The sequence below is a fragment of the Paraprevotella clara YIT 11840 genome (assembly GCF_000233955.1).
GTDB lineage: Bacteria > Bacteroidota > Bacteroidia > Bacteroidales > Bacteroidaceae > Paraprevotella > Paraprevotella clara.
Map to the genome: position 1 here is coordinate 1 of NZ_JH376661.1, position 24807 is coordinate 24807.

Consider the following 24807-nt stretch of genomic DNA (forward strand, 5'->3'; position numbering starts at 1 on the left):
CAAGAGAAACAACTATCCGGAAGGGAAGACCGGGAAAGGAAGGCCGAAAACGGAAGGGAAACGACGGACGACGGACAAAAAGACCGCCCGGAACTGAAAACGGAAAACGATCAGGCATCCCCCGAAACAAAGCGGTACTTAACCGCCACCGTGCACATAAGCCCGGCCACAGCCACCCCCGCAAGACACCCCCACCCTGCAACATCACGGCTGCCCGGCAGACAAAGGAGGATTTTCATGGGCTGCTTATGGGAACGACGATACGGGACGGACCGGACAAGCCCGCCACGGCAAAAGCGAATACCCATACCTACCGGACAAAGAACCGTAAGACGGAACAGGAAGGACCGTCGTCCCATCCGGTTACAGTCACCTTGGAAACCGTCCCCAAGCCCGACAGAAAGACAGGAAAAGAAAGAAAAAAACAATCAGAAAGACAACAAAAACACCCAAAAACGGGGCACAGAAAACCTCATCCGAGGCAAATCCGTAGCCCCAAACCTGAATATTTATGCAAAAAATACATCCGAAACCTGCATATATACCGTATATCATATACTCAGTCTCAGCCAAACGGTAAATCAATCGGAAGCGAACGATTTTACGACTGGCGCACAATGAAAGCAAGTCCTACGCCAACCATACCATAAGTCGTTGGAAAAGGAAATAAAAATAAGCCGTAAACCGTCTTTTTACCTCTAATTGAAACGAAAACACCTCCAAAAACAGAAAACAGAATGACAACGAAACAGGCTTGCCGCTTTCCCGACCGTAAAACCGTACGCACAAACCTCCGGCACGACCGACAAAAGAACGGTACAAGACCTTCTTTCGTTACAAAACGACAAAAAACCTCCGCACGAGAATCCGTTATTTTCACCCCCTCCCTCTCCCAGACGGAAATAACGGATTCTCGGACAACCGGATTTAACATTTTGACACTTTGCCCATGCCGTGCCACTGCATAAAAAGTGGTATATTTGTACCGTCATGCCACCGGACTGTACTGGAGCCGCCGTCGGCATATACAAGAAACAAACCATCAAACCGCATCATCATGAAACAATCCATCGTAACAGGCATGGGAGAAGCCTTGTGGGACATGCTGCCCGAAGGCAAGAAGATAGGAGGCGCACCGGCCAATTTCGCCTACCACATCTCGCAATTCGGAATAGACAGCCGGGTCGTGAGTGCCGTGGGAAAGGACACGGCGGGGAGCGAGCTATTGGAGAACTTACGGGACAAATCGCTGAAAGGACTTATCGAGAAAACGGACTTCCCCACAGGAAGCGTAGAGGTGGAAGTGGACGAAAAGGGCATCCCCTGCTACAACATCCGGGAAGACGTGGCTTGGGACCATATTCCCTTCACGCCGCAAACGGCAGAACTGGCCCGCCAGACGCAAGCCATATGTTTCGGTTCGCTGGCCCAACGGCATCCCGCCTCACGCTCCACCATCCACCGGTTTCTCGACACCATGCCGGACGGGGACGGACAATACAAGATATTCGACATCAACCTCCGGCAAGGTTTCTACACACAGGAGATTATCTCCACCAGTCTGCAAAAGTGCAACATCCTTAAAATCAACGATGAAGAACTCGACATCGTGACACGGCTGTTCGCCTTGCCCGGCACAGGCCAGGAAGAAAGCTGCAGGACGCTGCTGAAGCGATACGCGCTGAAGGCTTTGATTCTCACCTGCGGCGCACGAGGCAGTTTCGTATTCACTCCGGAAGAAACATCCTACCGAGACACCCCGAAAGTGGAAGTGGCCGACACCGTAGGCGCAGGCGACTCCTTCACAGCCGCCTTCACGGCCGCCATCCTTTCCGGAGGAACCGTCCGCGAAGCACACCACCTCGCAGTGGACGTTTCGGCTTACATATGTACGCAAAAAGGAGCCATGCCCCTGCTCCCCGGGACATTCACGAAACGGATATAAAAATATCGTCTTCACGCATTACACATACATTGCCATGTATGCCAACAAAAGGACATTCTATGAAAGAAGCAAACAAAATAATACTTTACCAAGACGATGACGAAATAACCCGTGTGTCGGTTCGTTTTGCCGATGAGGATTTGTGGCTGACACAAAATCAGTTGGCAGACATATATTGCACCACACAGGAGAATATTTCCATGCATATAAGAAATATATATGCTGACCGAGAGCTTGATGAAAATCGAACTTATAAGAAATTCTTATTAGTTCGCCAAGAGGGTAACCGTCAGGTAAAACGCAATATAGACCACTATAACCTTGACATGGTAATCGCTTTAGGTTATCGCGTACAATCCCAAATAGCCACACGCTTCCGCCGTTGGGCAACCTTACGTTTGCATGAATACATTCAAAAAGGATTTGCCATGGATGACGAAAGATTGAAACAAGGCGGAAACCGTTATTTCCGCGAATTGTTGCAACGCATCAGAGACATCCGTAGCAGCGAACGCAACTTTTATCAGCAGGTTACGGATATTTACGCCACTGCTACGGATTATGATCCCCGTTGCGAAATGACCAAAACTTTCTTCGCCACCGTGCAGAACAAATTGCATCATGCCGTTCACGAATACACGGCAGCCGAAGTTATCTACAACCGTGTGGACAATAAAAAACCTTTTGTAGGAATGACCAACTTCAATGGGAACTATGTAACCCGGGATGATGTAAAGATTGCCAAAAATTACTTGTCGGAAATAGAACTGCAACGCTTGAACCTGCTTGTTTCCGGCTTCTTGGACTTCGCTGAATTTCAAGCATTAGAAATGAATCCTATGACAATGAAAGATTGGATAGAGGCACTCGACAATCAGATTATCGCCCATAAACGTAAAGTTCTGATAGGCAAAGGCAATGTCTCACATAAACAAGCCATAGAAAAAGCTGAAAAAGAATTTGAAATTTACCGCAAACGAGAAATGGACATGTTGGAGAGCGACTTTGACAAAGAGGTGAAAAGACTAAAAGACAAGGAACAAACACAATAGAAAAAGTCAAAAATCAGCACGCATCCCCAAAAAGACATCCACAAAAATCCATAAATACCGACACAAGCCCGATGAAGAAGACTGCTTTGTGACAAGCAGTCTTCTTCATTGGGTTATTTTCTCACTCGACTTCCCACTCGAAAACACCGGCCGAATTGTCCTTTGGTAACACGACTTCCAGCTTCATGGCCGTAGTCTGCACCGGCGTGAATTCCACCGTGTTGGGCATACCTTTTTTCGTCCCGTACGTGCCGGCTGCCGACACCGGTGTCCAACCGCCCTGTTCGTCCTTGTAATACAGTTTCCAACTTTGAGGCACGCGGCAACCTCCCCACGGCTCATCGTCGAACCAATACACGGTGGAGGAAGACACTTTGGACGGTTTCGGGAACTCGTAAGTAATCCACTCCGTCGAGTTCTTTTTCGGCCACCAATGATAGTAGGCCATGGAACGGTCGTTCTCGTCCACCGGCACCAAGCGGTCGTTAATGGCAGACAAGGCCGTAGTCTTGTGCGAAGCATCCACACGGCTCTCCGAGGCCAACGTGGCCGGCATGGACGGGCTTGTCGCGCTCACCTCCTGCGGCAACCATACCATCATGTTACCGGCTCCCCGGTGCGCCCAAGCATAATAAGGAATAAGCGTCAGTTCGACATCCGAAGCCGTCAGACGGCCTTCGGCATCATAGCCCAACACCTGCGCACCCGTCTTGATTTCCGTCAGGCCGCAAAGCATGTCCGGTTTCTCTACCGTCTCGAACTGCGGACGGTGGTTCACCAATACACTCATTATGTCGAAATCATTGTCGGGCCACTCGGCGCAGTATACCAACGGGCCGCGCTCCACAGCCACACGCCCGCGGTCGGCCTCCACTTTGGCATGTGCTTTCACCACGCGAGGTTCCATATCGAAATGCACTTCCACCTTGTCGCCCTTCTTCCATCGGCGTTCTATCGTGAAATAACCGTCCTGCAATTCGCTTTCCACCGGTTGGCCGTTCACTTTCACACTGTATCCCAGACGCTTGCCGTCGCTGTAACGGTACAAATCGCTCGGTACGACTTGTCCGCGCACCCAACCGGGGATGCGGATTTTCATGGCAAACGCACCGACCTTGTTCTTCTTCACGCTCACGGCCACGTCGCCATCCCAAGGATAACGGGTCTGTTGCTCCAAGACGACACTCTTCTTGCCCACCTCAAGGTTGGCTTCGTTGGACATGAACAGGTTGACATATACGTCCTTATCCTTCACGGCATATACATAACCGGGCAAGGAAGGGATGAAACGGCAAATATTGGACGGACAACAGGCACAACCGAACCAAGGCTGACGCTGATGCTGCCCCCGGCTCTCCAAGGGATTGGGATAGAAGAAACCGCCGCCGTCTAGCGAAACGCCCGAAATCAGCCCATTATATAAGGTACGTTCCAATACATCATAATATTTGGATTCCCCGTGCAGGAGGAACAAACGGTAGTTGACATAGACGTTGCCGATGGCCGCGCACGTCTCGCAATAAGCCGACATGTTGGGCAGTTCATAATTTGCACCGAAAGCCTCGCCGTTGGCCGTAGCCCCGATACCGCCGGTGATGTAATACTTCTTGCCCACGATATTGTCCCAAATCCGGTCGATGGCATGAATGTAAGCCGTATCGCCCGTGAGGGCTGCCACATCGGCCATTCCGGCATACATGTAAGTGGCCCGCACGGCATGCCCCACGGCTTCGTCCTGCTCCACCACGGGCTTGTGCGCCTGGCTGTAAGCATCGCGCCGAGAAGTGTGGCCGCGTTGGTCGAGGAAGAACTTCGCCTCGTCCAGATACTTCTGGTCGCCCGTCACGATATAGAGTTTGGCCAAGGCCATTTCGGCTATCTGATGGCCGGGCACACGTACCAGTTGCCCTTCCCCCGAACCAATTTCACGACACACGCAGTCGGCATAACGGATGGCAATATCCAGAAAGTTCCGTTTTCCCGTGGCTTGGTAATGCGCGATGGCACCCTCCACCATGTGACCGAGGTTATAAAACTCGTGGCTCAAGTCCTCCACTTTTTCCCAACGTCGGCTTCCCGACCAGTCATGCGGACGCTTGGGATTCATCGTGCGGCTCGTGTACAGATAGCCGTCCGGCTCCTGTGCTGCCGCCACAATGGCCAGCACGCTGTCGATATACGATTTCAGCTTCTTGTCCGGATAGGTCTGCAGCAAGTAGCTTGCGCCTTCTATCGTCTTGTACACGTCCGTATCGTCGAACGGAAGACCTTCTACCTTGTAATTTTCGCTTGGATGAGCCGCTTTGACAAAGTTCTCATATCGGCCGCTCTCTTCGCATTTACTGAAGGCCAAAGGAATCGTAACCTCACGACTCGCCTTCAAGCGTTGACCCCAAAAGGAATCCGTCACCTTGACGGACGTGAAAGGTACGGGAGAATAAGGATAACCGTGGGGCGCATCTTGCGCCTGCATGCTTCCACACAAGGAAGACACGAAAATAGCAGTCAGCAATTTTTTCTTCATGGTAGGTAAAAAATAAAAATATTGATTTCACGGCAAAGTTAGCAAAACTAATTATCTTTGTAGCATGAAACCATAGAATTATTAACCCATGAGAAACAAAATCTTATTCTTGAAACGAACCGCATGGACTTTCTGCACCGCTGCTTTTTCCATTGCCACCCACGGGCAAAACACGGCACAAATCATGGAAGTGCCGTTTACCCAAGTACGAATTCAGGACGCGTTCTGGTCACCGCGTATCGAGACGAACCGCACGGTGTCCATTCCCTCGGCTTTCCGGGAGTGTGAGAAGAACGGCCGTTTCGACAACTTCGCCATCGCAGGCGGACTGAAAGAGGGCGAGCACCGGGGCGACTTTTCGTTCGACGACACCGACCCTTATAAAATCATCGAAGGAGCGTCTTACTCTCTGGCAGTAAAATACGATGCACGGCAGGATGCCTATCTGGACAGTGTCATCGCACTGATAGCCGCCGCACAGGAATCCGACGGTTACCTGACCACTTGTGTGACCAACCGCTGTACCCGTCTTTCGGGTTGGTGGGGGACACACCGTTGGGAGAAAATCAACAGCCACGAACTTTATAATTCAGGACATCTTTATGAAGCTGCCGTAGCCCACTATCGTGCCACGGGCAAACGTTCCCTATTGGACGTGGCTATCAAAAACGCCGATTTGGTATGCCGGGTATTCGGTCCCGACGAAGGGCAGAAACATGTGCCTTCGGGGCATCCCATCGTGGAAATGGCTCTGGCCAAGCTGTACAAAGTCACCGGAAAAGAAGAATACCTCCGCACAGCCCGGTATTTCGTGGAAGAAACGGGACGATGCACCGACGGACATGCACCCAGTGCATACAGCCAGGACTACAAACCCATTCTCGAACAAGATGAAATAGTGGGGCATGCCGTGCGGGCCGGTTACCTGTATTCCGGTGTGGCCGACGTGGCCGCACTGACCGGCGACACGGCTTATTTCCATGCCCTTACGCGCATTTGGGAAAACATGGCCGGACGCAAACTGTACCTCACCGGCGGTATCGGCTCCCGTGCCCAAGGCGAAGGCTTCGGCCCGGATTATGAATTGAACAACCATACGGCCTATTGCGAAACTTGCGCCTCCATCGCCAACGTGTACTGGAACCACCGCATGTTCCTTGCCACGGGCGACTCCCGGTACGAGGATGTATTGGAACGTGCTCTCTACAATGGGGTCATTTCGGGCGTGTCACTTAGCGGCGACCGCTTCTTCTACGACAATCCTTTGGAAAGCATGGGGCAGCACGAACGGCAGGCCTGGTTCGGTTGTGCCTGCTGTCCGGGCAATGTCACCCGTTTCATGGCTTCCGTTCCTAATTACATGTATGCCACACAAGGCAAGGACGTCTTCGTCAACCTATATATACAAAGTACGGCCCATCTCTCTACTTCCCAAAACAAAATAGAAATCCGCCAGACAACGGATTATCCATGGGACGGAAAAATCCGCATGACCGTACATCCTGAAAAGAAGCAGACCTTTGCCCTGCGATGCCGCATCCCGGGATGGGCACAAGACCGTCCGGTACCGACCGACCTGTATCACTACACCGGAAAAGGAAAGGGCTACACCATACAAGTCAACGGCAAGGACGCGGAGTTCCGTGTGGAAAACGGTTACGCCGTCATCTTGCGGAAATGGAAGAAAGGCGACACGGTGCAACTGGATTTCCCGATGGACGTACGCCGGGTGGAAGCCCGTGGCGAAGTGGAAGACGACCGGGGAAAAGCCGCCATCGAACGGGGACCCATCGTCTACTGCATCGAAGACAAAGACCAGCCGGACAGTTTGATTTTCAACAAATTCATTCCTACCGGGACGACGATTTCCGCCACTTACGCCCCGGATATGCTTAACGGTATCGTCACGTTGGAAGGCACGGCCCAAGCCGTCGGACGTGGCGGAAAGACGACGGACGTGCCGTTCAAAGCCATTCCTTATTCCGTATGGAACAACCGTGGCGCGGCACAAATGGCCGTATGGATTCCCACATCGCCGGAATATGCCCGTCCCGAACCTTTGCCGACCATCGCCAGCCGGGCACGTACGCTGACGATTCAAGCCCCTCTCCAAAAAGACGCTCCCGAATCTGCCGCCACGGAAAGTTGGGCTTGGGGCGTAAACGACCAATGGGAACCGAAACGTTCGTCGGACACGTCCAAACCTTACCATTACTGGTGGCTCAAGCGCGGCACGGAAGAAACGTTGGCCTACGACTTCGATCAAGCTTACACCGTATCGGGTGTAGAAGTGTACTGGCTGGACTTCGACCATTACGACGGCAACTTCCGTGTACCCGCCTCGTGGAAACTCTATTATAAAGACGGTGACAGTTGGAAAGAAGTGGAAGCCACTACGCCGTACACCACGACCAAGGACGCCTACAACCGTCTCGACTTCAAACCGGTAAAGACCACCGGACTGAAAATCGCAGCGCAACTTCAAAAAGGTGAGTCGGGCGGCGTGTTGGAATGGAAGGTCATTCCGGCCCAAGATAAACTATAAAATCCAATGACACTCGCTTATATTTACCACAGCGGCTTCATGCTCGAAGGAGTATCGGCCATCCTGATTTTTGATTTCTGGCGGGATGCCGACAACGGTATCGTGGAACGGACACTGTCCACAACGCATAAACGCGTCTACTTTCTGGCCAGCCATTTCCATCAGGACCATTTCAATCCGGAAATCCTGAACCTGCCCGTACCCCACGGGGAAAAGAAAGTCATCCTCTCCCGCGACATCTACCGTCGGCGACGTGCCGGAACGGAAGGCGTAACGGCATACCTGAGACGGGGAGAAAGCTACCGAGACGACCTCATCACGGTACATGCTTTCGGTTCCACTGATTCCGGCGTATCTTGGGCTGTTCATGTTGAAGACAAAGACATATTCCACGCAGGCGACCTGAACAACTGGCATTGGGCAGACGAATCCACGCCACAGGAAATCAAAAAACGGGAAGGCGACTTTCTGGCTATCCTGAACGACATCCGAAAGGAATGTATGGCTTTCGACCTGGTAATGTTTCCCGTAGACCCACGTTTGGGTAGCGACTTTGCCCGTGGCGCACGACAATGGTTGCAATATATCCCCACCCGTTATTTTGCCCCGATGCACTTCCCTCCGGCTCGCGAAAGGGCCATGACTTTCGGTCCGGAAGCGGAACGAATGCAAACCCGTTTCCTCTACATTCAAGAAGAAGGAGAGGCCATCGCTCGGTTCTGACGGGGTTTGCACATCCGGAAGAAAAGGCTTACCTTTGAAAATAAAAAGCAGAAATACAGCAAACTTACAGCCTATGAAATTTATCTCATGGAACGTCAACGGCCTGAGAGCCTGTTGTGAAAAAGGATTTAAAGAGTCTTTCGCCGCCTTGGATGCGGACTTCTTTTGCCTGCAAGAAACAAAAATGCAGGAAGGTCAGCTCGATTTGGAGTTTGAAGGCTACCGCTCCTACTGGAACTATGCGGAGAAAAAAGGATATTCCGGTACGGCAATCTTCAGCCGCCATGCCCCGCTCAATGTCACATACGGCCTCGGCTTGGAGGAACATGACAAGGAAGGACGCGTCATCACGCTTGAAATGCCTGACTTTTTCTTAGTCACGGTCTACACGCCCAACTCGCAGGACGGACTGAAACGTCTGGATTACCGTATGCAATGGGAAGAAGCATTCCGCGCCTATCTCTTGCAACTGGATACCCGGAAACCGGTCATCGTCTGCGGCGACTTGAACGTGGCGCACCGCGAAATCGACCTGAAAAATCCGAAATCGAACCGTAAAAACGCAGGTTTCACGGACGAAGAACGGGAAAAATTCGGCATCTTGTTAGACAGCGGTTTTACAGACACGTTCCGTTTCTTCTATCCCGACCGCGAAGGCATCTACTCGTGGTGGTCTTACCGTTTCAAAGCCCGGGAAAAGAATGCAGGGTGGCGTATCGACTATTTCTTAGTGTCCAAACGACTGGAAGCGCAACTCAAAAGCGCAACCATACACACCGAAATATTCGGTTCCGACCACTGCCCAGTGGAGGTAGACTTGTTCTGACCCGTCAGCCACTCTATATCGAAAAAGAGCCGTTCCCGTATGCCTTTGCGCACTCCGGAAACGGCTCTCTTCGTATCTGGCAGGTATTACCCCAACACCCTGCGCGCCCCTACATATCGCCGGTCATAATAGCCGTCGGAAGAAGAATTGATACAAATACCTTTGCGCCCTGCATGGATGAATTCAAATTCACCGGTTTCTTCATCCACATCCGTCACGATACCCACATGCCCGATGGTCTTCTTGGAACGCGTACCGGTGAAAAACACCAAATCCCCTTGCTGCAAGTCGCGGCGGTCGTCTATCTTGACTCCTTCTCTAAACTGGGAACGCGAAGAACGCGTCAAACAGATATCCAAAGACTTAAAGACATAAGTAGTGAAACCGGAACAATCAAATCCGCGCTTAGGGTTCATTTGTCCGTAACGGTAAGGCACTCCGATAAACTCTTTGGCTTTCTCTACGACATCTTGGCCGGTGACTGAATCCTCCTTTATTTCTTCCGACAATAACGCCTGGGCAGAAACGGGGGACACACAAAACAAAGCACACAAAACAAGCAGAGACCAAAGACACCGCATCATTATTTTGATATTAATTTTAAGGGTTCGACATGGATTTCGATGCCAAAAATACACCTTTCCATGCAGAACCCCAATAAAATACACATCTTTTAAGAGCCTTTAAGGCTCTGGACGTCAATGAATCGTGACCATGGTAGCCCCGAATCCATACTCGCGGAACGAAGCATCCTGATAAGTGCAATTCTTATAAACCCGCTTCAATTCCTTCAAGAGTTCGCTGCGCAGCACACCTTCTCCCTTACCATGGATAAAAACGATTTTCTGTCCTTTGTTCTTTTGGTTCTCGTCCATCACGCGGCGGAACTCCTTCATCTGGCAGTCCAACATCTCCTTGTTGGAAAGCCCTGCTGTATTGTCCAACAATTCACTGATATGCAGATCTATTTCTATGATGCCGTTCTTCGGTTGTTCTGCTTTACGGGCCGGTTGGCGTACCGGACGCTCGTCGGCCGATTTTTTCAGCAAAGCCTCCTGCAACTGTTCTGCGTTGACAAAAACCGTACGGGCAGGCACGTCATCCTTCACCACGTCATACACCAAGGCATCTTCTTCAAAGAAGTCCGAGGGTTGGAACGTGTGCAACTTGTAGAACTTCACAGTGTCTATCCGCAATTCCACCTGTACGGCCGGTTTGAGCAGAAAAGTCTTCTCCTGTTTATAGGCCAGGCATTGCACACAGACGCGCTCCATGTCGTTCAACACCGAACGGTCGAATTCCTCCATGAAGAGCTTGGTGTTCGGATCCACCGTCCCTTGGAAACGTACGCGCCATCCCGTACCCTCCACACTCATGTAAAGAAAGGTGACGTAATAGTTACTGTCGTTCACCAAATAAGCCTCGAAAGACGTGGTGGTCATTTCTTTGGGATTCATCGGCACGTAAGCCAGAAAAACGTTCAGCTTGTCACCGTTCCGGCGTTCCTGCGGTTTAGGCACGAATGTCACAGGACGGTCGTCTTCCTCATCTTCATCACGAAACTGTCTGGCCGTCCGCTCCCCTACGAGTTTCTTCTTGTCGTGCGTACCGGTGTTCACCTTGGCAATATTATAATCGTCAGTCTCTACCACGACACACTCACGCACGGGCATCGGAATGTCGAAACCGTCTTCATCCCGCACCAACACCGTATCTTTGTCTTGGAAGCCGCTCACGATGCCGCCCCCCACTTCGCTCAAAAACCTTACTTTATCTCCGATTTTCATATCTTCCATGTTTTATTCCCGGCAAAGATAGCGAAAGACAGGCGCAGAGGCAAACGAAAACGGAATTTTCTGATTGGGCAATGCCGGGCCACCTCCTATCTTCGTGCAGACAAATATACAGCAAAGCGCAAGGAGTACAATATCTGTCTGCCGCCTTTATGCTTTTTTATCCCAAACACCCGTCCCACTTCGGTAAATATACCTAACTTTGCATACCAAAAGCTATCAATCCCAATGGAAGAGACCAAACACATCCAGATTAAAGACTTCAACTACGAACTGCCCGAGGAGCGTATAGCAAAATTCCCCCTAACCGAACGGGATCAATCCAAACTGTTGGTGTACCGTCACGGAACGGTGGGCGAGGACACGTTCACTTCGTTGCCGGACTATTTGCCCAAAGGTGCCCTGATGGTGTTCAACAACACGAAAGTCATACAGGCGCGGTTGCATTTCCACAAGGACACCGGCGCGCTCATCGAGGTGTTCTGCCTGGAACCGGTCCGTCCGCACGACTACGCGCTGATGTTCCAACAAACCGGTCGTTGCAGTTGGCTTTGCCTTGTGGGCAATCTGAAAAAATGGAAAAGCGGTAGCTTATCCCGCCCCGTGGAAATCAGCGGACGCAGCATCACCCTGAAGGCAACCCGGGGCGAGAATCGTGGCACCAGCCACTGGATTGACTTTGAATGGGACGACGAACAAACGACTTGGGCTGAAATTTTGGAAGCCGTGGGCGAACTGCCCATCCCGCCCTACCTGAACCGCGAGACACAGGAAAGCGACAAGACGACCTACCAGACGGTGTACTCTAAAATCAAAGGCAGCGTGGCTGCCCCCACGGCCGGGCTCCATTTCACCGAACGCGTGTTGGCCGATTTGGATGCCCACGGCATCGACCGCGAGGAAGTGACGCTCCACGTCGGGGCGGGCACGTTCAAACCGGTGAAAAGCGAAGAAATAGCCGGGCACGAGATGCACACGGAATACATCTGCGTGCATCGCAGCACGATAGAGAAACTGTTGGCGCACGGCGGCGCATGCATTGCCGTGGGCACGACTTCGGTGCGCACCCTCGAAAGCCTGTATTATATAGGTGTGGCATTGGACGGAAATCCCGACGCATCGGAGGAGGAACTCCACGTGCCGCAGTGGATGCCTTACGAGTATGCCGCCCGGACACGCCCCTCCAGAAGCCCCGACGACGGACGTCCGGAAGCACTCACCACAATGCAAGCCCTGCAAAACGTATGGGATTATCTGAACCGCCACGAGCTGACAGCCCTGCACACCAGTACGCAAATCATCATAGCTCCCGGATACGAATACCATATCGTGCGGATGATGGTCACCAACTTCCACCAGCCGCAAAGTACACTGTTGTTACTCGTCTCGGCTTTCGTGCACGGCGACTGGCGCACGATTTACGACTATGCCCTCGCCCACGATTTCCGTTTCCTCAGCTACGGTGACAGCTCATTGCTCATCCCTTAAACCTCGCAAAGCCTCATGATAGCTACACAAAAAGATAACCGGGAAGAGATGTTTCCCCTCGTGGATGAAGAGGGGAACATCATCGGAGCCGCCACACGCGGCGAATGCCACAATGGCAGCAAACGCCTTCACCCCGTGGTGCACTTGCATGTGTTCAACAGCCGGGGCGAACTTTACCTGCAAAAGCGTCCGCAATGGAAAGACATCCAACCGGGAAGATGGGACACGGCCGTAGGAGGACACGTGGACTTGGGCGAAAGCGTAGAGATGGCCCTGCGCCGCGAAGCGGAAGAAGAACTCTGCCTCACCGGCTTCACTCCCGAACGTCTCCCCCACTATGTATTTGAATCCGACCGCGAACGTGAATTAGTCTTCCCCCACCGTTGTACTTACGACGGGGAAATACGTCCCAGTGCGGAAACAGATGGCGGACGTTTCTGGAACACAACGGAAATCCATGAAGCGATGGGAAAAGGATTCTTCACGCCCAATTTTGAAAGCGAATACAAGAGACTTTTCGGGAATGAACCGGACACGCTTTTATGAATGAAAGCGAGAATGAATGACAAACATGCTTGTTTCCATACGGAATGCGATTCGGAAAGAAGAACATGTTTCTTATGAGAAGATGATTTAGACAAAAGAACATAAGGACATGTTTCCTTTGGGAAAATGATTCGGACAGAAGAACATAAGGACATAAGATTCCTTACGGAAAGCATTTTTCAGGCTTCTGTTCTTTTGTTCTTCTGTCTTCTAAATATCTACATACGGGAAACGTTCTCCTTCTGTCATTCTGTTGCTCAGCCTTCCCACTTTCTTTTTATTACATTCTTTAACATCATCCGATGAAACAAAAGAGCGGCTTCTGCGTATTCTTTATAAAAAGGGAAAGAACGGCCACGTCCTAATTGCCGGAAACGGTTCTGCCCCTTGTAACATTAACCTCATGGAAAAGACAGAATTTGAAATAGCGGCATCCATGCTACGAGGCAAACTCGTAGACATCGCACGTTTCTATCTGTCTGATGAGGACGAGGCGGAAGACATCGTACAAGAAGCCATGCTCAAACTTTGGCTTGTCCGAGACCGGATCGACCGGGAAAAGAACATTGCTCCCATGGGTATGACCGTCACCCGTAATCTTTGCATCGACCGCCTGCGGCGACTCAAAACCCATCCGCACGAAAGCCTGACGGGGCATGACGCGCCCGACGGACAGCGAAGCGCACAGGCGATGATGGAAGACCGTGAAAATGCGGAATGGATGCGCGGTGCCGTTCGGAACCTGCCGGACAAATACCGGGCCGTGCTCCGCATGCGTCAGGTGGAACATCTGGAAATGGGCGAGATAGCCCGTATCATCGGAGCAACGGAAGGCGTAGTCCGCACCATATTGTCACGGGCAAGGAAACAAATGATGGAACAACTAAAGGCAAGGAGAGATTAAACATGACGACAAACAAAGAAGAAATCAGACGATGGCTTGACCTCTACATGGAGGGAAAGACCTCGTTGGAAGAAGAAGCCCTGTTGGCGGAGTATTTCCGTTCACCGGATGCCGACAAGGATTTTGCCGACTTCAAAACCATGTTCAACCGGTTCGACGAAGGCGAACCTTCTTTCACGGAAGAAGAACAGGAGAGGTGGATGCAGTCATGCCCATTGGAAGAAATTCCCGGCTCCTCCGCCCTACAGACCGTTCCTCCGACGCAACCGAAGCGTATACGTCGCACAGGACACATCGCCGTACGTTGGATAGCGGCAGCTTCCGTCGCAGCCGCATGTTTTTTCTTAGGTACCACCGTCTCGCGAAAGGAAGCCGCACAGCCTACAAATTCCATCCCCATACCCCCTACCGTCCTCACGGAAGTAAAGTGGAAAACCGATACGGTATTCATCGAAAAGCCAGTACCCACTGCGTTGACCGCCAAAATAATCACAGTCCGGGACACGATTGTCCTCCCCGCAAGCCACCCAAAAGGACAAATGTGGGCAGCCCTCTCTACAGGGCAGGACACGTCCTCCACCGAAACGGCCTCAATCCCCCTGTCCGACACCGCCCTACAAGACGCGGACACGGCAGCCCGACAGCAGACCATGCCACACTTGGCCGACATTCAGGCCGAGTTCCAAAAGCAGAAAAGAAGAATGGACGAATTTTCCAAACAATATGAAATAAACATCCCGCCTTATGAAAACGTGTATTAAACCTTTGCTATGGATGACGATAGCCATCATAGCTTCCACGACCTCGAGCCATGCACAAATATTCTATCAGGAAAACCCTACGGTCATGAACTTGTACCACCAATTGGACAGTATGTTCCCCAAACGCTACCAAACCAACCGTTGGCTAACGGGTGCCCAATATTGGGTAAACCATTGGTATGAGAGTGAAGAAGAATACCGAAGATTCAAACCCGAAATTGATGCCATGTTCCAACAACTGGACGGCATGCGCACGTTCCACAAGTACACGGAAACGACCGACAGTCAACACGTGCAACAGAAAAAATATATCATGACCTTGCCCTCTGACATCAACGGACAAATGGAATACTTGTCGTTCGAAGCCGACACAAAGGGAGTGTATTTTTATTATCAAACCATGAACCAACTGATAGATGAGAAAAGCGACCCTGTCCCCGACCAAAGCATCGTGACCGAATTCGATTCTCTTTTCAACGCCTATGCAAGACGTAAAGGCACAAAAGAAGAAGATGTACACTATCAGGGCAACCTCGTACGCATCATCTGCCTTATACAAGGACCCAATAGAGGAGGACGGAGAACCGACGGGGTCAAGTACGTCGTCCCCCGTTGTAATGAGCGCGATTATTCCCGCTTCTATGATTTATTCCATAAATACCTGAAAAAGGTGCCTTTGCTCGTATCCACCAACGATGTATATTGGCAATACCATGAAGTGGCCGTCCGTGTCCGCCTAAGCAACGGTCGCCCCATGTACATGGGAGCCGCACTAAAAGGCAATAATCTTTACCTCGTCAGGGTGGAAGGTTCAACCAACGGTACGGGCGTGCTCCCACGTGCTTGGGCGGAAGAAGACCCTGTATGGAAATTCGACTACATGAAAAAAATAAATACGTGTACGTGTGCACAAGCAAACCAGAAATAAGTTAATCCGTCCCGGCCGCCTTGTGAAAGGCGACCGGGACTTTCTATTGATTAGGAAACAAGGGGTTATCAGGCTTTCTCTATTTCTTCCGCCGACAACCCCGTGGCACCGATAATGGCATCCACGGACAATCCCATGGCCTTTAACCTGTGGGCTATCTCCAAAGCCTTGGCATGCTCTCCTTCGGCACGCCCTTCCATGCGGCCCTCCGCACGCCCTTCCATGCGACCTTCCGCGCGCCCCTCGGCACGTTCCGTATAAATATTGTTGCGCAAAATGACGATGTTATCCAGATGACGGTAATAAGCCTCGCGCTCGCCTTTTGTCATCCCGTCCACCTTCAGGCGTTCGCGCACCTCCGCCAAACCGGGGGCGTGGGCTGTTTCGGGAATCTCACCCGTATTCAAATAGTAGATCCATTCCTCCAACGGGGTCTTGGCCACTTTGTTGAAGTCGTTCACCTTCAGGATATAATACTCCGGATAAAGTTGGCTCACGGCATCCACCTTAAAGGTCTGCCGCTGGAAAGGAGTCAGCTCCAGTATGTCGTTCTCATGGATGCCGCGAAATTCCGTCTTGCCATGGTACACGATATCCTTCCCATGCCCCAAGGAGAAATAAACAATGTTCACGCTGTATACCTTGCGCACGTTCTCATACCCCTCGCCACGGTTGATGTATTCCGTCACCAACTTCGACACGCCAAACAACATGCGCTGAAAATAAGCGTACTCATTGTTGTTCTGCACCTCGATGAGTATCAGTTCCCCCTTGGAATCCAAGGCCAACAAATCCACACGGTTGTACTTGTCGAACTCGTCTTCCTGATTGCTTTCGCTCTCCAACAACTGGCTGATGGTGATTTTCTCATCCAGAAGCGTGGTCAACAAGCCTTCCAACACCCCGAAGTTAGCCTTGTTGCGCAACAGGCGTTTCATCGCCCAATCAAAACGGATATAGTTTGCCATAAGCGTAGACTTTATTGCCATATATTTTTGCAAATGTAACGTTTTTCCCTTTCCTGCCCTTCAAAGCTGACATAAAGAGTGTTAACGGCAAAGCCATAAGACATTATCAAAAAAAAATGGTTTTGGAGTATCACAAAACAAGCACTTCTGCGTAATATAAACAGAAGAACATGACGAAAACCATGATTGACAAACCTAAAATCATCCATAACAATGAGAAAATTTTTCTTCAACCTCCTTCCGCCCTTGCAGCCCTCCTCTCGTCCCTTGCCAGCTTCGATGCCATGGGGCAGGTCATCTATGGCGGCGTGTTCAATTCCGTCACGCGCCAACGCCTCCACGACGTGAAAGTGGAACTTATGGACAAGCAATACGTCACCCTCGACTCCATGCGCAATCCCAAAAACAACCGGATTGCCGACCGCCAAGGAGCATGGTTCTTCGATATGGAGAAACGTCCGGCACAGCCTTACATCCTGCGCTTCAAGGCCGAAGGGTATGAGACGCAGGACGTGCCCGTGGACTCTTTCACGTTCCGCCGCAGGGAAGTGGCACGCTTCATCGCGGATGTCTACTTGGAGAAAGCCATAAAGCATAAGGCGTTAGGGGAAGTGACCGTGAAGGCCACGAAGGTAAAGATATACACGCGCGGCGACACGGTGGTCTACAATGCCGACGCTTTCCAACTGGCCGAAGGCTCCATGCTCGACGCGCTTATCCGCCAGTTGCCGGGCGTGGAACTGAAAGACGACGGGCGCATCCTCGTCAACGGGCGTTACGTGGAAAACCTGCTGCTCAACGGCGAGGATTTCTTCAAGGGCGAACCTTCCGTCATGCTCGAGAACCTGCCTGCCTACGCGGTCAAGGATGTGAAAGTGTACGACAAAGACGGAAAGCTCAGCGAATTTCTCGGACGGAAAACCGGTGACGAGGAACTGGTCATGGACGTACGCCTGAAACGGGAATACTCCGTGGGATGGCTAGCCAACGCCGAAGGGGCATACGGCACGGAGGAACGCTACCGCGCCCGACTTTTCGGCCTGCGGTTCACGCCCCACACGCGTTTCTCGGCTTTTGCCAACTTCAACAACATGAACGAGAACCGCCAACCGGGCTACAACGGCGAATGGTCTCCCGCGCAACTGACCGGAGGACTGCGCTCGAACAAGAACTTCGGAGTGAACTACATGGTGAACGAGAAGGACGGGAAGTACAAACTCAACGGAAGCGCATCTTACATGCACTACGACACGGACGTGCGCTCGCAGACCACCGGCGTGAACTTCCTGCCCGACGGCGACACTTACTCCAAGGAGGCACACGAACAGTTCTACTGCCAAACATGGTTCAACACTTCGCACACGTTCCAGTTCACTTGGGACAAGGTGTTCCTGAACTTGCAACCGTCGTTCAACTGGGGCAAATGGGACGACCGCAACACTTACCTTTCCGGTACGTTCAACACCGACCCCGAACCGTACGCCTCCGGCAACCTGCTGGACAGCCTGGCCTCGCCCGAAGCCGGCGACCTCATGCGCCGCATCGCCATCAACCGCTCCAAGACCGACCAGAGCAACAAGGGCAACAAGACGAACGCCGCCTTCAGCGCATACTCCGCCATCAAGACCGGACTCGGCAATGACAACCTGAACCTTTACACCAATGTGCGGTACAACGATTACGAACAAAGGTGGTACGAACACTACCGGCTGGACTATCCGGCAGGCGGCGGACAGACGGACTACCGCAACAAATATACCAACGACGATGGCCCCATACGCGACCTGAACCTCAACGCCGGAGGAGAATACTGGCTATGGTTCCCGCACAACTTGGCCGTAGCACCGGGCTACAACTACCATTGGCATGACAATACCAAACGTTACGAACTCTACCGGCTCGACGAACTGGCCGGTTGGGGAGAAGACGGCGACCATCCCTTAGGCATGCTGCCCTCCGAGGCGGAACTCCTGCAACAGACGTTGGATGCCCCCAACAGCTACTGGTCTTACCTGACCGATTACTCCCACCGGGGAAGCCTCTATGCCAAATGGGAAGGCAAGCCCCGGACATCGGGCGAAGGCACCTGGTGGTACGTGGAAGCCCGTCTGCCGCTCATGTACGTATGGCAGACGCTGGACTACCAACGCGAACGGTTGGATACCACCGTCAGCTGCCGCCATGTCATGTTCGAGCCGAGTTTCAGGGTCTACGGCCGGTGGCACAACTTCCAACGGGGCATCGACATCCGCTACAACAAAAGCGTCTCCTTCCCGTCCATGACCTCGTTCATCGACATCCGTTCCACGGATGACCCGCTGAACATCCGCCTGAGCAACACGGGACTGAAAAACTCGCACCAACACAACGTCTCCGTGTACTACTACCTGAACAGCAACCGCAAGCAACGCTACTTCAACACCTACTGGAGCTACTCCATCACGCAGGATGCCGTGGCACAGGGATACGTGTACGACAAGGCGACGGGCGTGCGCACCTACCGCCCCGAGAACGTGAACGGAAATTACAACATCGGCGGCAACGTGAACTACTCCATGCCGCTCGACAAAGCCCGCCGCCTCACGCTGAACAGCGGACTTTGGTCGCGGCTCTACAACTCGGTGGACCTCGTCGGCGTGACGGACGGCATGGCACCGCGCCGCAGCACCGTGCAGACTTACAACTCGGGCGGAAGCCTCAACATGGAATATGCCTTCCCCAAGGACGTGAAAGTGGGCGTGAAAGCCCGCTGCACGTGGAACTACCTGACCGGCAGCCGGGAAGACTTCACGCCCCTCAACACTTACGACTACAATTACGGCCTGATAGCACAGGCCGAACTGCCATGGGACCTGCAATTCAACACCGACCTGACCCTGTACAGCCGCAGGGGCTACGGCGAAAGCAGCATGAACACGGACGACATCGTATGGAACGCCACCCTGTCGAAGAAACTTTTCAAAAACCGCGTGACGCTCTCCCTCGACGGTTTCGACATCCTCGGGCAGCTTTCCAACGTCACCCAGACACTGAACGGACAGGGACGCTACGAGACGTGGCGCAACGTCATCCCCAGTTATGCCATGCTGCGCCTTGCCTACAATCTGGACATCAAACCGGCCAAACGGAGAGGAGAATAAACAGAAACTTATATACAAAAATCATTCGGCGCAGAAACGTTTTCCGTTCTGCTGCGAATGATTTTCCAATCTGCGGCAAACGATTTTCCGTTTGCCGCAGATTTTTTTCAAAGGCTTAAACAACTGAAATTCAGCTCCGTGATAAACCTGCATTTTCTTTACAAGCATCCATCCACGGACGGAAGCCCGTACCGCACGCTGTCGGAAGAGTCCGGAAGCCTCCCATGCTCCCGTCGTCAGAAGGCGAGTTTCAACGTGGCCATGCCGTAGGGTCTCATCGTCAGCGTCCCCTCCACGGCTTGCCCGGGCTGCTCCTCGAGCGGGCAGAGCGACACGGACGACGGACGGCGGGCCGGGAAGTCCAAAGCCACAGTCTCTTCCTTGTCCGACACGGAACGCAAACGGACAATCATCTCGTCGTCTTTCCCCGTGGATTTCAGCACGGTGACGTACACGGCACGGTTGTCTACCGCCACAACGGGCTTCACGTCCGGGTTCTTGTCCGCAGTGACATGCACCAACGGTTGCGCCTGCTCCAAACCGAAACGGTTGGCGGCTACGGCATCATATCCGCCATGCGGATGGATACGGTAGCGGAAAGCCACCGGCCCGTCCTGCGTCAGGGGGAAATTCGTGTGCCAATGGTTGTTCATCGCCCAGGAATACACCGTGGAAGACGATTCCAACTGGGTCAGCCAAGGCCCTTGTCCGCCCCATCCCAACGAAATGTTGGCCGTGCGGTCGCCATACTCGAACAAGGGGGCATCCAAGGCACACCAAGTCACGCCATGCGTGTCGTTAGAAACGTCCAACCAACGTTGCAGGGCTATCCAGTTGCGGTTGGCCTGCGCCCATTGGTCTTTCTCCATTTCCATCACGCCCCAAGGGATGTCCACCTTCGTCACGCCCTGCGGCACGTTGAAACCGAAACCGAAATGTATGCCGTCTTTGTCCAACAACGGCAGCTTGTCTACCACGTTGGTGGTCTCCACCCACGGTTGTCCGGCCACCAGACGGACGGTACGCGTCACCGAACGGCAGCCTTTCATCGTGGATTCCACTTTCAATTCCACCACCAAGCCGCCTTGCTCGGTCACCGTGACGGCCTGCACCTTGTCGGCCTCGGGCTTGTTTTCGTTGGCCGGCAGCCAACTGCACGAATTGGCACCCCCGTCCACCGACACGTCGATATAATTGTAATCTTCTCCGGCACGGGTCAAGGCCGAGATATTTCCCGTCTTGCCGTCTATCGTGACACGTACGCAACCGTTGTCCAACGTGTAGCCTTCCACCTTGCAGGCATCGCTCGGCATGGCATCGCCTTCCACCACACGATAATGGCGCGAGCCCAGAGCGGGCACGTCCGAAGCCCAGAACACCAGTTCGCCGGTAGACAAACGTTGCGAAGGCACGGCGTTCCCCTCATCGTCCACCACCTTGTTGCCTTTCTGGCTCTCGGAGGCCGTCAGCGTCACCAACCCGCCGTGCGGCCACGACTGCGTGTTGAGCACGGCGATACCGCCGTTCGACGGCCCTTCGCGCGGCCCCAACGCTCCGTTGGACTTGTCCGTGGCCAATCCCAACGCCTCGTCCAACAAGGCCATCGAACGGGCTTCCGCTTCCTGGAAATAAGATTGTTTCACCTTTCCGATGGCTTCATGGAAATAAGGTTCCCACGGATTCTCGAAATCCCAAGTATGTTCCGAACCCATCATGATATAACGCCAACCTTCATCGAAATCGTCACGCGGGGCACAAGCTCCCCCTGCCAACATCGACCACACGGTCTCCGCCTGCGTGATTCTCTCCTTGTTACGGCGGTTAATGGCCGTCAGCCTGGCAGCCGTACCCAACCCGTCGGTCCAGTATTCCGTATAGTCTCCCGTCACGGTCGGCAGGCGGTCGCCATAATCTTTTTCCAACCGCGCCATGATTTCATGCCCGCCGCTGATGACAATCTTCGGATAAGCATATTTCTTGTTCCATTCGTTCACGGCGTAGGGGACATCGGCATCCACCGGACTGTTGTCCCACAATGTCCAAGAGAGTACGATGAAATCGAGGGGGTAATGGTCACGTTCCAACTCCACGAGCTTGCCCGTAAAGTCTACATTGGCACTCCCCATCCGGATGCGTGCCGGAACCTTACGCGGGTCTCGTTGGCCGAACCAAGGCCGCCCGGTCGTGTTCCCCTTGTCCATGCTGCCGCTGTTGGAATACTTGCCCGGTTGCAGGAACAACACCTTGGAATGGCCGTCGGGGCCTACCCACCAGAAAGGCATGCCGTCTATATTCCGAGAGTGTGCGTTGCCGCCCCGGTCGGTGTTCGGCCACGAGATGACGTACTTGATGCCCTCCTGTGCCATGACCGGAACCAGTCCCCAGGAAATGCCGGGGATGTCGAACTGCTGGAACACATCAGCAGGCACGCCGGACAGCCGTTGCAACTCGCGCGAGAACTTGAATACATGAAACAACTCCTCATCCGAACAAATGCTCGTATTCAGGTTCACATAACTGGCGTCCACACAAAGGTCGCCTCGCCTGATAGCCGCAATGACCTCATCCCGTTTCTCCGGTTCTGAAATCCACAAGCGTTCAATCGGCCAAGTCACCTCGGGATTCCACACGAAGCGTGCACCGTCCACATGTCCGGCTGTTTCCCGGGCCAGTTTCATGCCTTCCCACACGTTCGTCTTGTGCAACATCTCCACGTTTTTGTGCGTGTTCGTGTAACCGATGTCCACGTGCGAATGGTTGTAAAGGTACACCGTCCAATGCCGCATCGGTTCCACGGTGACTTTCGTCTTCACTTTCTTTTCCGTCCCGCACACCGTCAGCGAAACGCTCGCGGCCTTGTCCATAGGCAAGGCGGAAGGCAACATGATTTCCACTTCCGCCGAGTCCTTCGCATCGACACGGAAGGTAGAAGTCTCCTTCAGTTTCTTGTACGCCACATCCACACGGACTTCGCCTTTCAATTCGGGGCCTTTCAACCGCACGGCAACGATACGTCCCGGCGAACGGTCTTGTCTATACCCATACAAAGGCTTCACCACACAACTGACTTGTTCCGGCACGACATCGGCACTTGCCTGTCCGGCCGCCAGAACCGCCAGCATCCCACAAAAAAAAATTCTTTTCATCACATTGATTAGTTTTCATTGTATCGGTCACAAAGTGACAAAAAAAAGACGAGACGGGCAATCAGGCATAACGCAAAAAATGCCACATTCTCGCCACACCGTGCGAAAAGCCCCTGTAAAAACTTCCTTTATCGGCCGATTCTGCCTATCTTTGCCCGCACATATACAACATAACTCAAACATTACCTAATCATGAAACTCAAAAAACGAATGATGACCGGCATGTTGGCCGCCACCCTCGGGGCCATGACACCAGTGTTGGCACAAACGGCCAAGCCTTCTCCTTACAGCAGTTACCTCTTCGCCTTCTTCTCCAACAATTCCCCATACGGCGAACAAGTACGTTATGCCTTGAGCGACGACGGATATAACTACACGTCCCTCAACCAAGGGCGTCCGGTCGTGGCCTCGAACACCATCGCCCTGAAGAAAAGCATACGGGACCCGTACATCACAAGAGGACGGGACGGGAAAACATTTTATATGGTCATGACGGACATGCGCTCGGACGAGGGTTGGCAAAGCAACGACGGACTCATCCTGATGAAGAGCACCGACCTCATCCATTGGCAACACACGGCCATCGACTTCCCCACCCGTTTCCCCGACCTGACGGGATTCGACCGCGAGAACCTGCATGCCGTTTGGGCACCTCAAATCATCTGGGACGACGAGGCCGGGAAATATATGATTTATTACTCCATCGGGCGGCACGACTGGGAGTATCCTACGGAAGACCCGAACTTCAAGCAGCCTTACTTCAAGCTGTTCTACTCTTACGTGAACGAAGACTTCACGGACATCACGGAGCCGAAACTGCTGTTCGACTTCGGTACGGCCGCCATAGACGGGGACATCGTATATAACCCGAAAGCGAAAGAATACGTGCTGTTCTTCAAAGACGAGGGCCGCTCGGTCATGAACAAAGGATTCCGCACGCGGCAGGGCGTGATGCGTGCCACTGCACCCCGACCCACCGGCCCCTACACCATCGAATGGCGGCACCTGCAAAAAGAGGGGCAATATCCGGTGGAAGGTTCCAGCGTGTTCCCCCTCATCGGTTCGGACGAGTATGTCCTGATGTACGATTGCTACGCACAGGGTTTCTACCAATTCTGCAAGAGCACGAACCTGAAAGACTTCACATTCGTGCAAAACACGAAGACCCACGGCGACTTCACCCCGCGCCACGGCTCTGTCATGCACATCACGCAGGCCGAACGGGAACGGTTGGAAGCATGGTCCGAGTTGAGCATTGCGGTGAATGACATTCGCCAGATTCCGGTTCCGGCACTCACTTTAAAGCAGTTGGAGCAACGCCGTAAACTGCTACAAAAAGCACAAACGACATTGGACACGACCTGCGACCCCCAAATACTGAAAAAAGCCACCAAGGAATTGATGAAGTTAAAAAAATAGTCGGAATACCTTTGGTTAAGACAACAGGTTGGAAGAATACGACCAGCCGTTTTTCAACCATTATAATGAAAAAATCCATATCATTACTCCCTAAAAGTA

The 24807-nt window shown here is 52.7% G+C and carries 18 protein-coding genes; 12 read left to right on the plus strand and 6 right to left on the minus strand.

Annotated elements, in window-relative coordinates; translation table 11 throughout:
* Positions 1 to 110: 110 nt before the first annotated feature.
* Positions 111 to 359, minus strand: coding sequence for a hypothetical protein (locus HMPREF9441_RS18685; RefSeq protein ID WP_172634987.1), 249 nt, complete (start codon positions 357 to 359; stop codon positions 111 to 113).
* Between the two features lie 698 nt (positions 360 to 1057).
* Here HMPREF9441_RS18685 and HMPREF9441_RS16210 point away from each other — a divergent pair.
* On the plus strand, positions 1058 to 1945 hold the full coding sequence (locus HMPREF9441_RS16210) for a carbohydrate kinase family protein (protein ID WP_008623003.1): 888 nt from the start codon (positions 1058 to 1060) through the stop codon (positions 1943 to 1945).
* A gap of 59 nt (positions 1946 to 2004) precedes the next feature.
* Positions 2005 to 2997, plus strand: coding sequence for a virulence RhuM family protein (locus HMPREF9441_RS16215; RefSeq protein WP_008623006.1), 993 nt, complete (start codon positions 2005 to 2007; stop codon positions 2995 to 2997).
* Between the two features lie 121 nt (positions 2998 to 3118).
* Here the strand turns inward: HMPREF9441_RS16215 and HMPREF9441_RS16220 are convergent, their stop codons facing one another.
* On the minus strand, positions 3119 to 5521 hold the full coding sequence (locus HMPREF9441_RS16220) for a glycoside hydrolase family 127 protein (RefSeq protein ID WP_008623007.1): 2403 nt from the start codon (positions 5519 to 5521) through the stop codon (positions 3119 to 3121).
* An 88-nt stretch (positions 5522 to 5609) separates the two neighbouring features.
* Between HMPREF9441_RS16220 and HMPREF9441_RS16225 the strand changes: the two genes are divergently transcribed.
* The 3 genes from HMPREF9441_RS16225 (at position 5610) to HMPREF9441_RS16235 (ending at position 9615) form a co-directional block, all read left to right on the plus strand.
* Complete coding sequence (locus tag HMPREF9441_RS16225; protein ID WP_008623008.1) at positions 5610 to 8066, plus strand: glycoside hydrolase family 127 protein; 2457 nt, start codon at positions 5610 to 5612, stop codon at positions 8064 to 8066.
* 6 nt (positions 8067 to 8072) lie between these two features.
* The gene (locus HMPREF9441_RS16230; RefSeq protein ID WP_008623009.1) at positions 8073 to 8789 is read left to right on the plus strand and encodes an MBL fold metallo-hydrolase; all 717 of its coding nucleotides are present in this window, start codon (positions 8073 to 8075) and stop codon (positions 8787 to 8789) included.
* 73 nt (positions 8790 to 8862) lie between these two features.
* On the plus strand, positions 8863 to 9615 hold the full coding sequence (locus tag HMPREF9441_RS16235; protein ID WP_008623010.1) for an exodeoxyribonuclease III: 753 nt from the start codon (positions 8863 to 8865) through the stop codon (positions 9613 to 9615).
* Between the two features lie 86 nt (positions 9616 to 9701).
* Here the strand turns inward: HMPREF9441_RS16235 and HMPREF9441_RS16240 are convergent, their stop codons facing one another.
* The gene (locus HMPREF9441_RS16240; protein ID WP_008623011.1) at positions 9702 to 10199 is read right to left on the minus strand and encodes a C40 family peptidase; all 498 of its coding nucleotides are present in this window, start codon (positions 10197 to 10199) and stop codon (positions 9702 to 9704) included.
* 114 nt (positions 10200 to 10313) lie between these two features.
* A complete protein-coding gene (locus tag HMPREF9441_RS16245) occupies positions 10314 to 11402 on the minus strand; it encodes a DUF2027 domain-containing protein (protein ID WP_039865617.1) in 1089 nt (362 codons plus the stop codon).
* Positions 11403 to 11636: 234 nt separating this feature from the next.
* On the opposite strand from HMPREF9441_RS16245, the gene HMPREF9441_RS16250 reads away from it, so the two are divergent.
* The 5 genes from HMPREF9441_RS16250 to HMPREF9441_RS16270 all read left to right on the plus strand — a co-directional run bounded on the left by HMPREF9441_RS16250 (position 11637) and on the right by HMPREF9441_RS16270 (position 16035).
* Complete coding sequence (locus tag HMPREF9441_RS16250) at positions 11637 to 12896, plus strand: S-adenosylmethionine:tRNA ribosyltransferase-isomerase (RefSeq protein ID WP_008623015.1); 1260 nt, start codon at positions 11637 to 11639, stop codon at positions 12894 to 12896.
* 15 nt (positions 12897 to 12911) lie between these two features.
* On the plus strand, positions 12912 to 13442 hold the full coding sequence (locus HMPREF9441_RS16255; RefSeq protein WP_008623016.1) for an NUDIX hydrolase: 531 nt from the start codon (positions 12912 to 12914) through the stop codon (positions 13440 to 13442).
* Positions 13443 to 13845: 403 nt separating this feature from the next.
* Positions 13846 to 14346 carry an RNA polymerase sigma factor gene (locus tag HMPREF9441_RS16260; protein ID WP_008623017.1) on the plus strand — a complete coding sequence of 167 codons (501 nt, stop codon included), beginning with the start codon at positions 13846 to 13848 and terminating at the stop codon, positions 14344 to 14346.
* A gap of 2 nt (positions 14347 to 14348) precedes the next feature.
* Positions 14349 to 15107: a hypothetical protein gene (locus tag HMPREF9441_RS16265; RefSeq protein ID WP_008623018.1), complete on the plus strand. Its 759-nt coding sequence runs from the start codon at positions 14349 to 14351 to the stop codon at positions 15105 to 15107.
* Positions 15091 to 16035 (plus strand): hypothetical protein, encoded by a 945-nt coding sequence (locus HMPREF9441_RS16270; protein ID WP_008623019.1) that lies wholly within the window; start codon positions 15091 to 15093, stop codon positions 16033 to 16035. Before HMPREF9441_RS16265 ends, HMPREF9441_RS16270 begins: the two co-directional genes overlap by 17 nt.
* A gap of 68 nt (positions 16036 to 16103) precedes the next feature.
* On the opposite strand, the gene HMPREF9441_RS16275 is transcribed toward HMPREF9441_RS16270, so the two are convergent.
* A complete protein-coding gene (locus tag HMPREF9441_RS16275) occupies positions 16104 to 17003 on the minus strand; it encodes a PD-(D/E)XK nuclease family transposase (RefSeq protein WP_172634988.1) in 900 nt (299 codons plus the stop codon).
* 170 nt (positions 17004 to 17173) lie between these two features.
* Here HMPREF9441_RS16275 and HMPREF9441_RS16280 point away from each other — a divergent pair, with 170 nt between their 5' ends.
* Complete coding sequence (locus tag HMPREF9441_RS16280; protein WP_008623023.1) at positions 17174 to 20143, plus strand: outer membrane beta-barrel protein; 2970 nt, start codon at positions 17174 to 17176, stop codon at positions 20141 to 20143.
* A gap of 236 nt (positions 20144 to 20379) precedes the next feature.
* Here the strand turns inward: HMPREF9441_RS16280 and HMPREF9441_RS16285 are convergent, their stop codons facing one another.
* Entirely contained in the window at positions 20380 to 23289 is a 2910-nt protein-coding gene (locus HMPREF9441_RS16285) for a glycoside hydrolase family 38 N-terminal domain-containing protein (RefSeq protein WP_008623025.1), read from the minus strand.
* Between the two features lie 192 nt (positions 23290 to 23481).
* On the opposite strand from HMPREF9441_RS16285, the gene HMPREF9441_RS16290 reads away from it, so the two are divergent.
* Positions 23482 to 24708, plus strand: coding sequence for a glycoside hydrolase family 43 protein (locus HMPREF9441_RS16290; RefSeq protein ID WP_008623026.1), 1227 nt, complete (start codon positions 23482 to 23484; stop codon positions 24706 to 24708).
* Positions 24709 to 24807 lie beyond the last annotated feature (99 nt).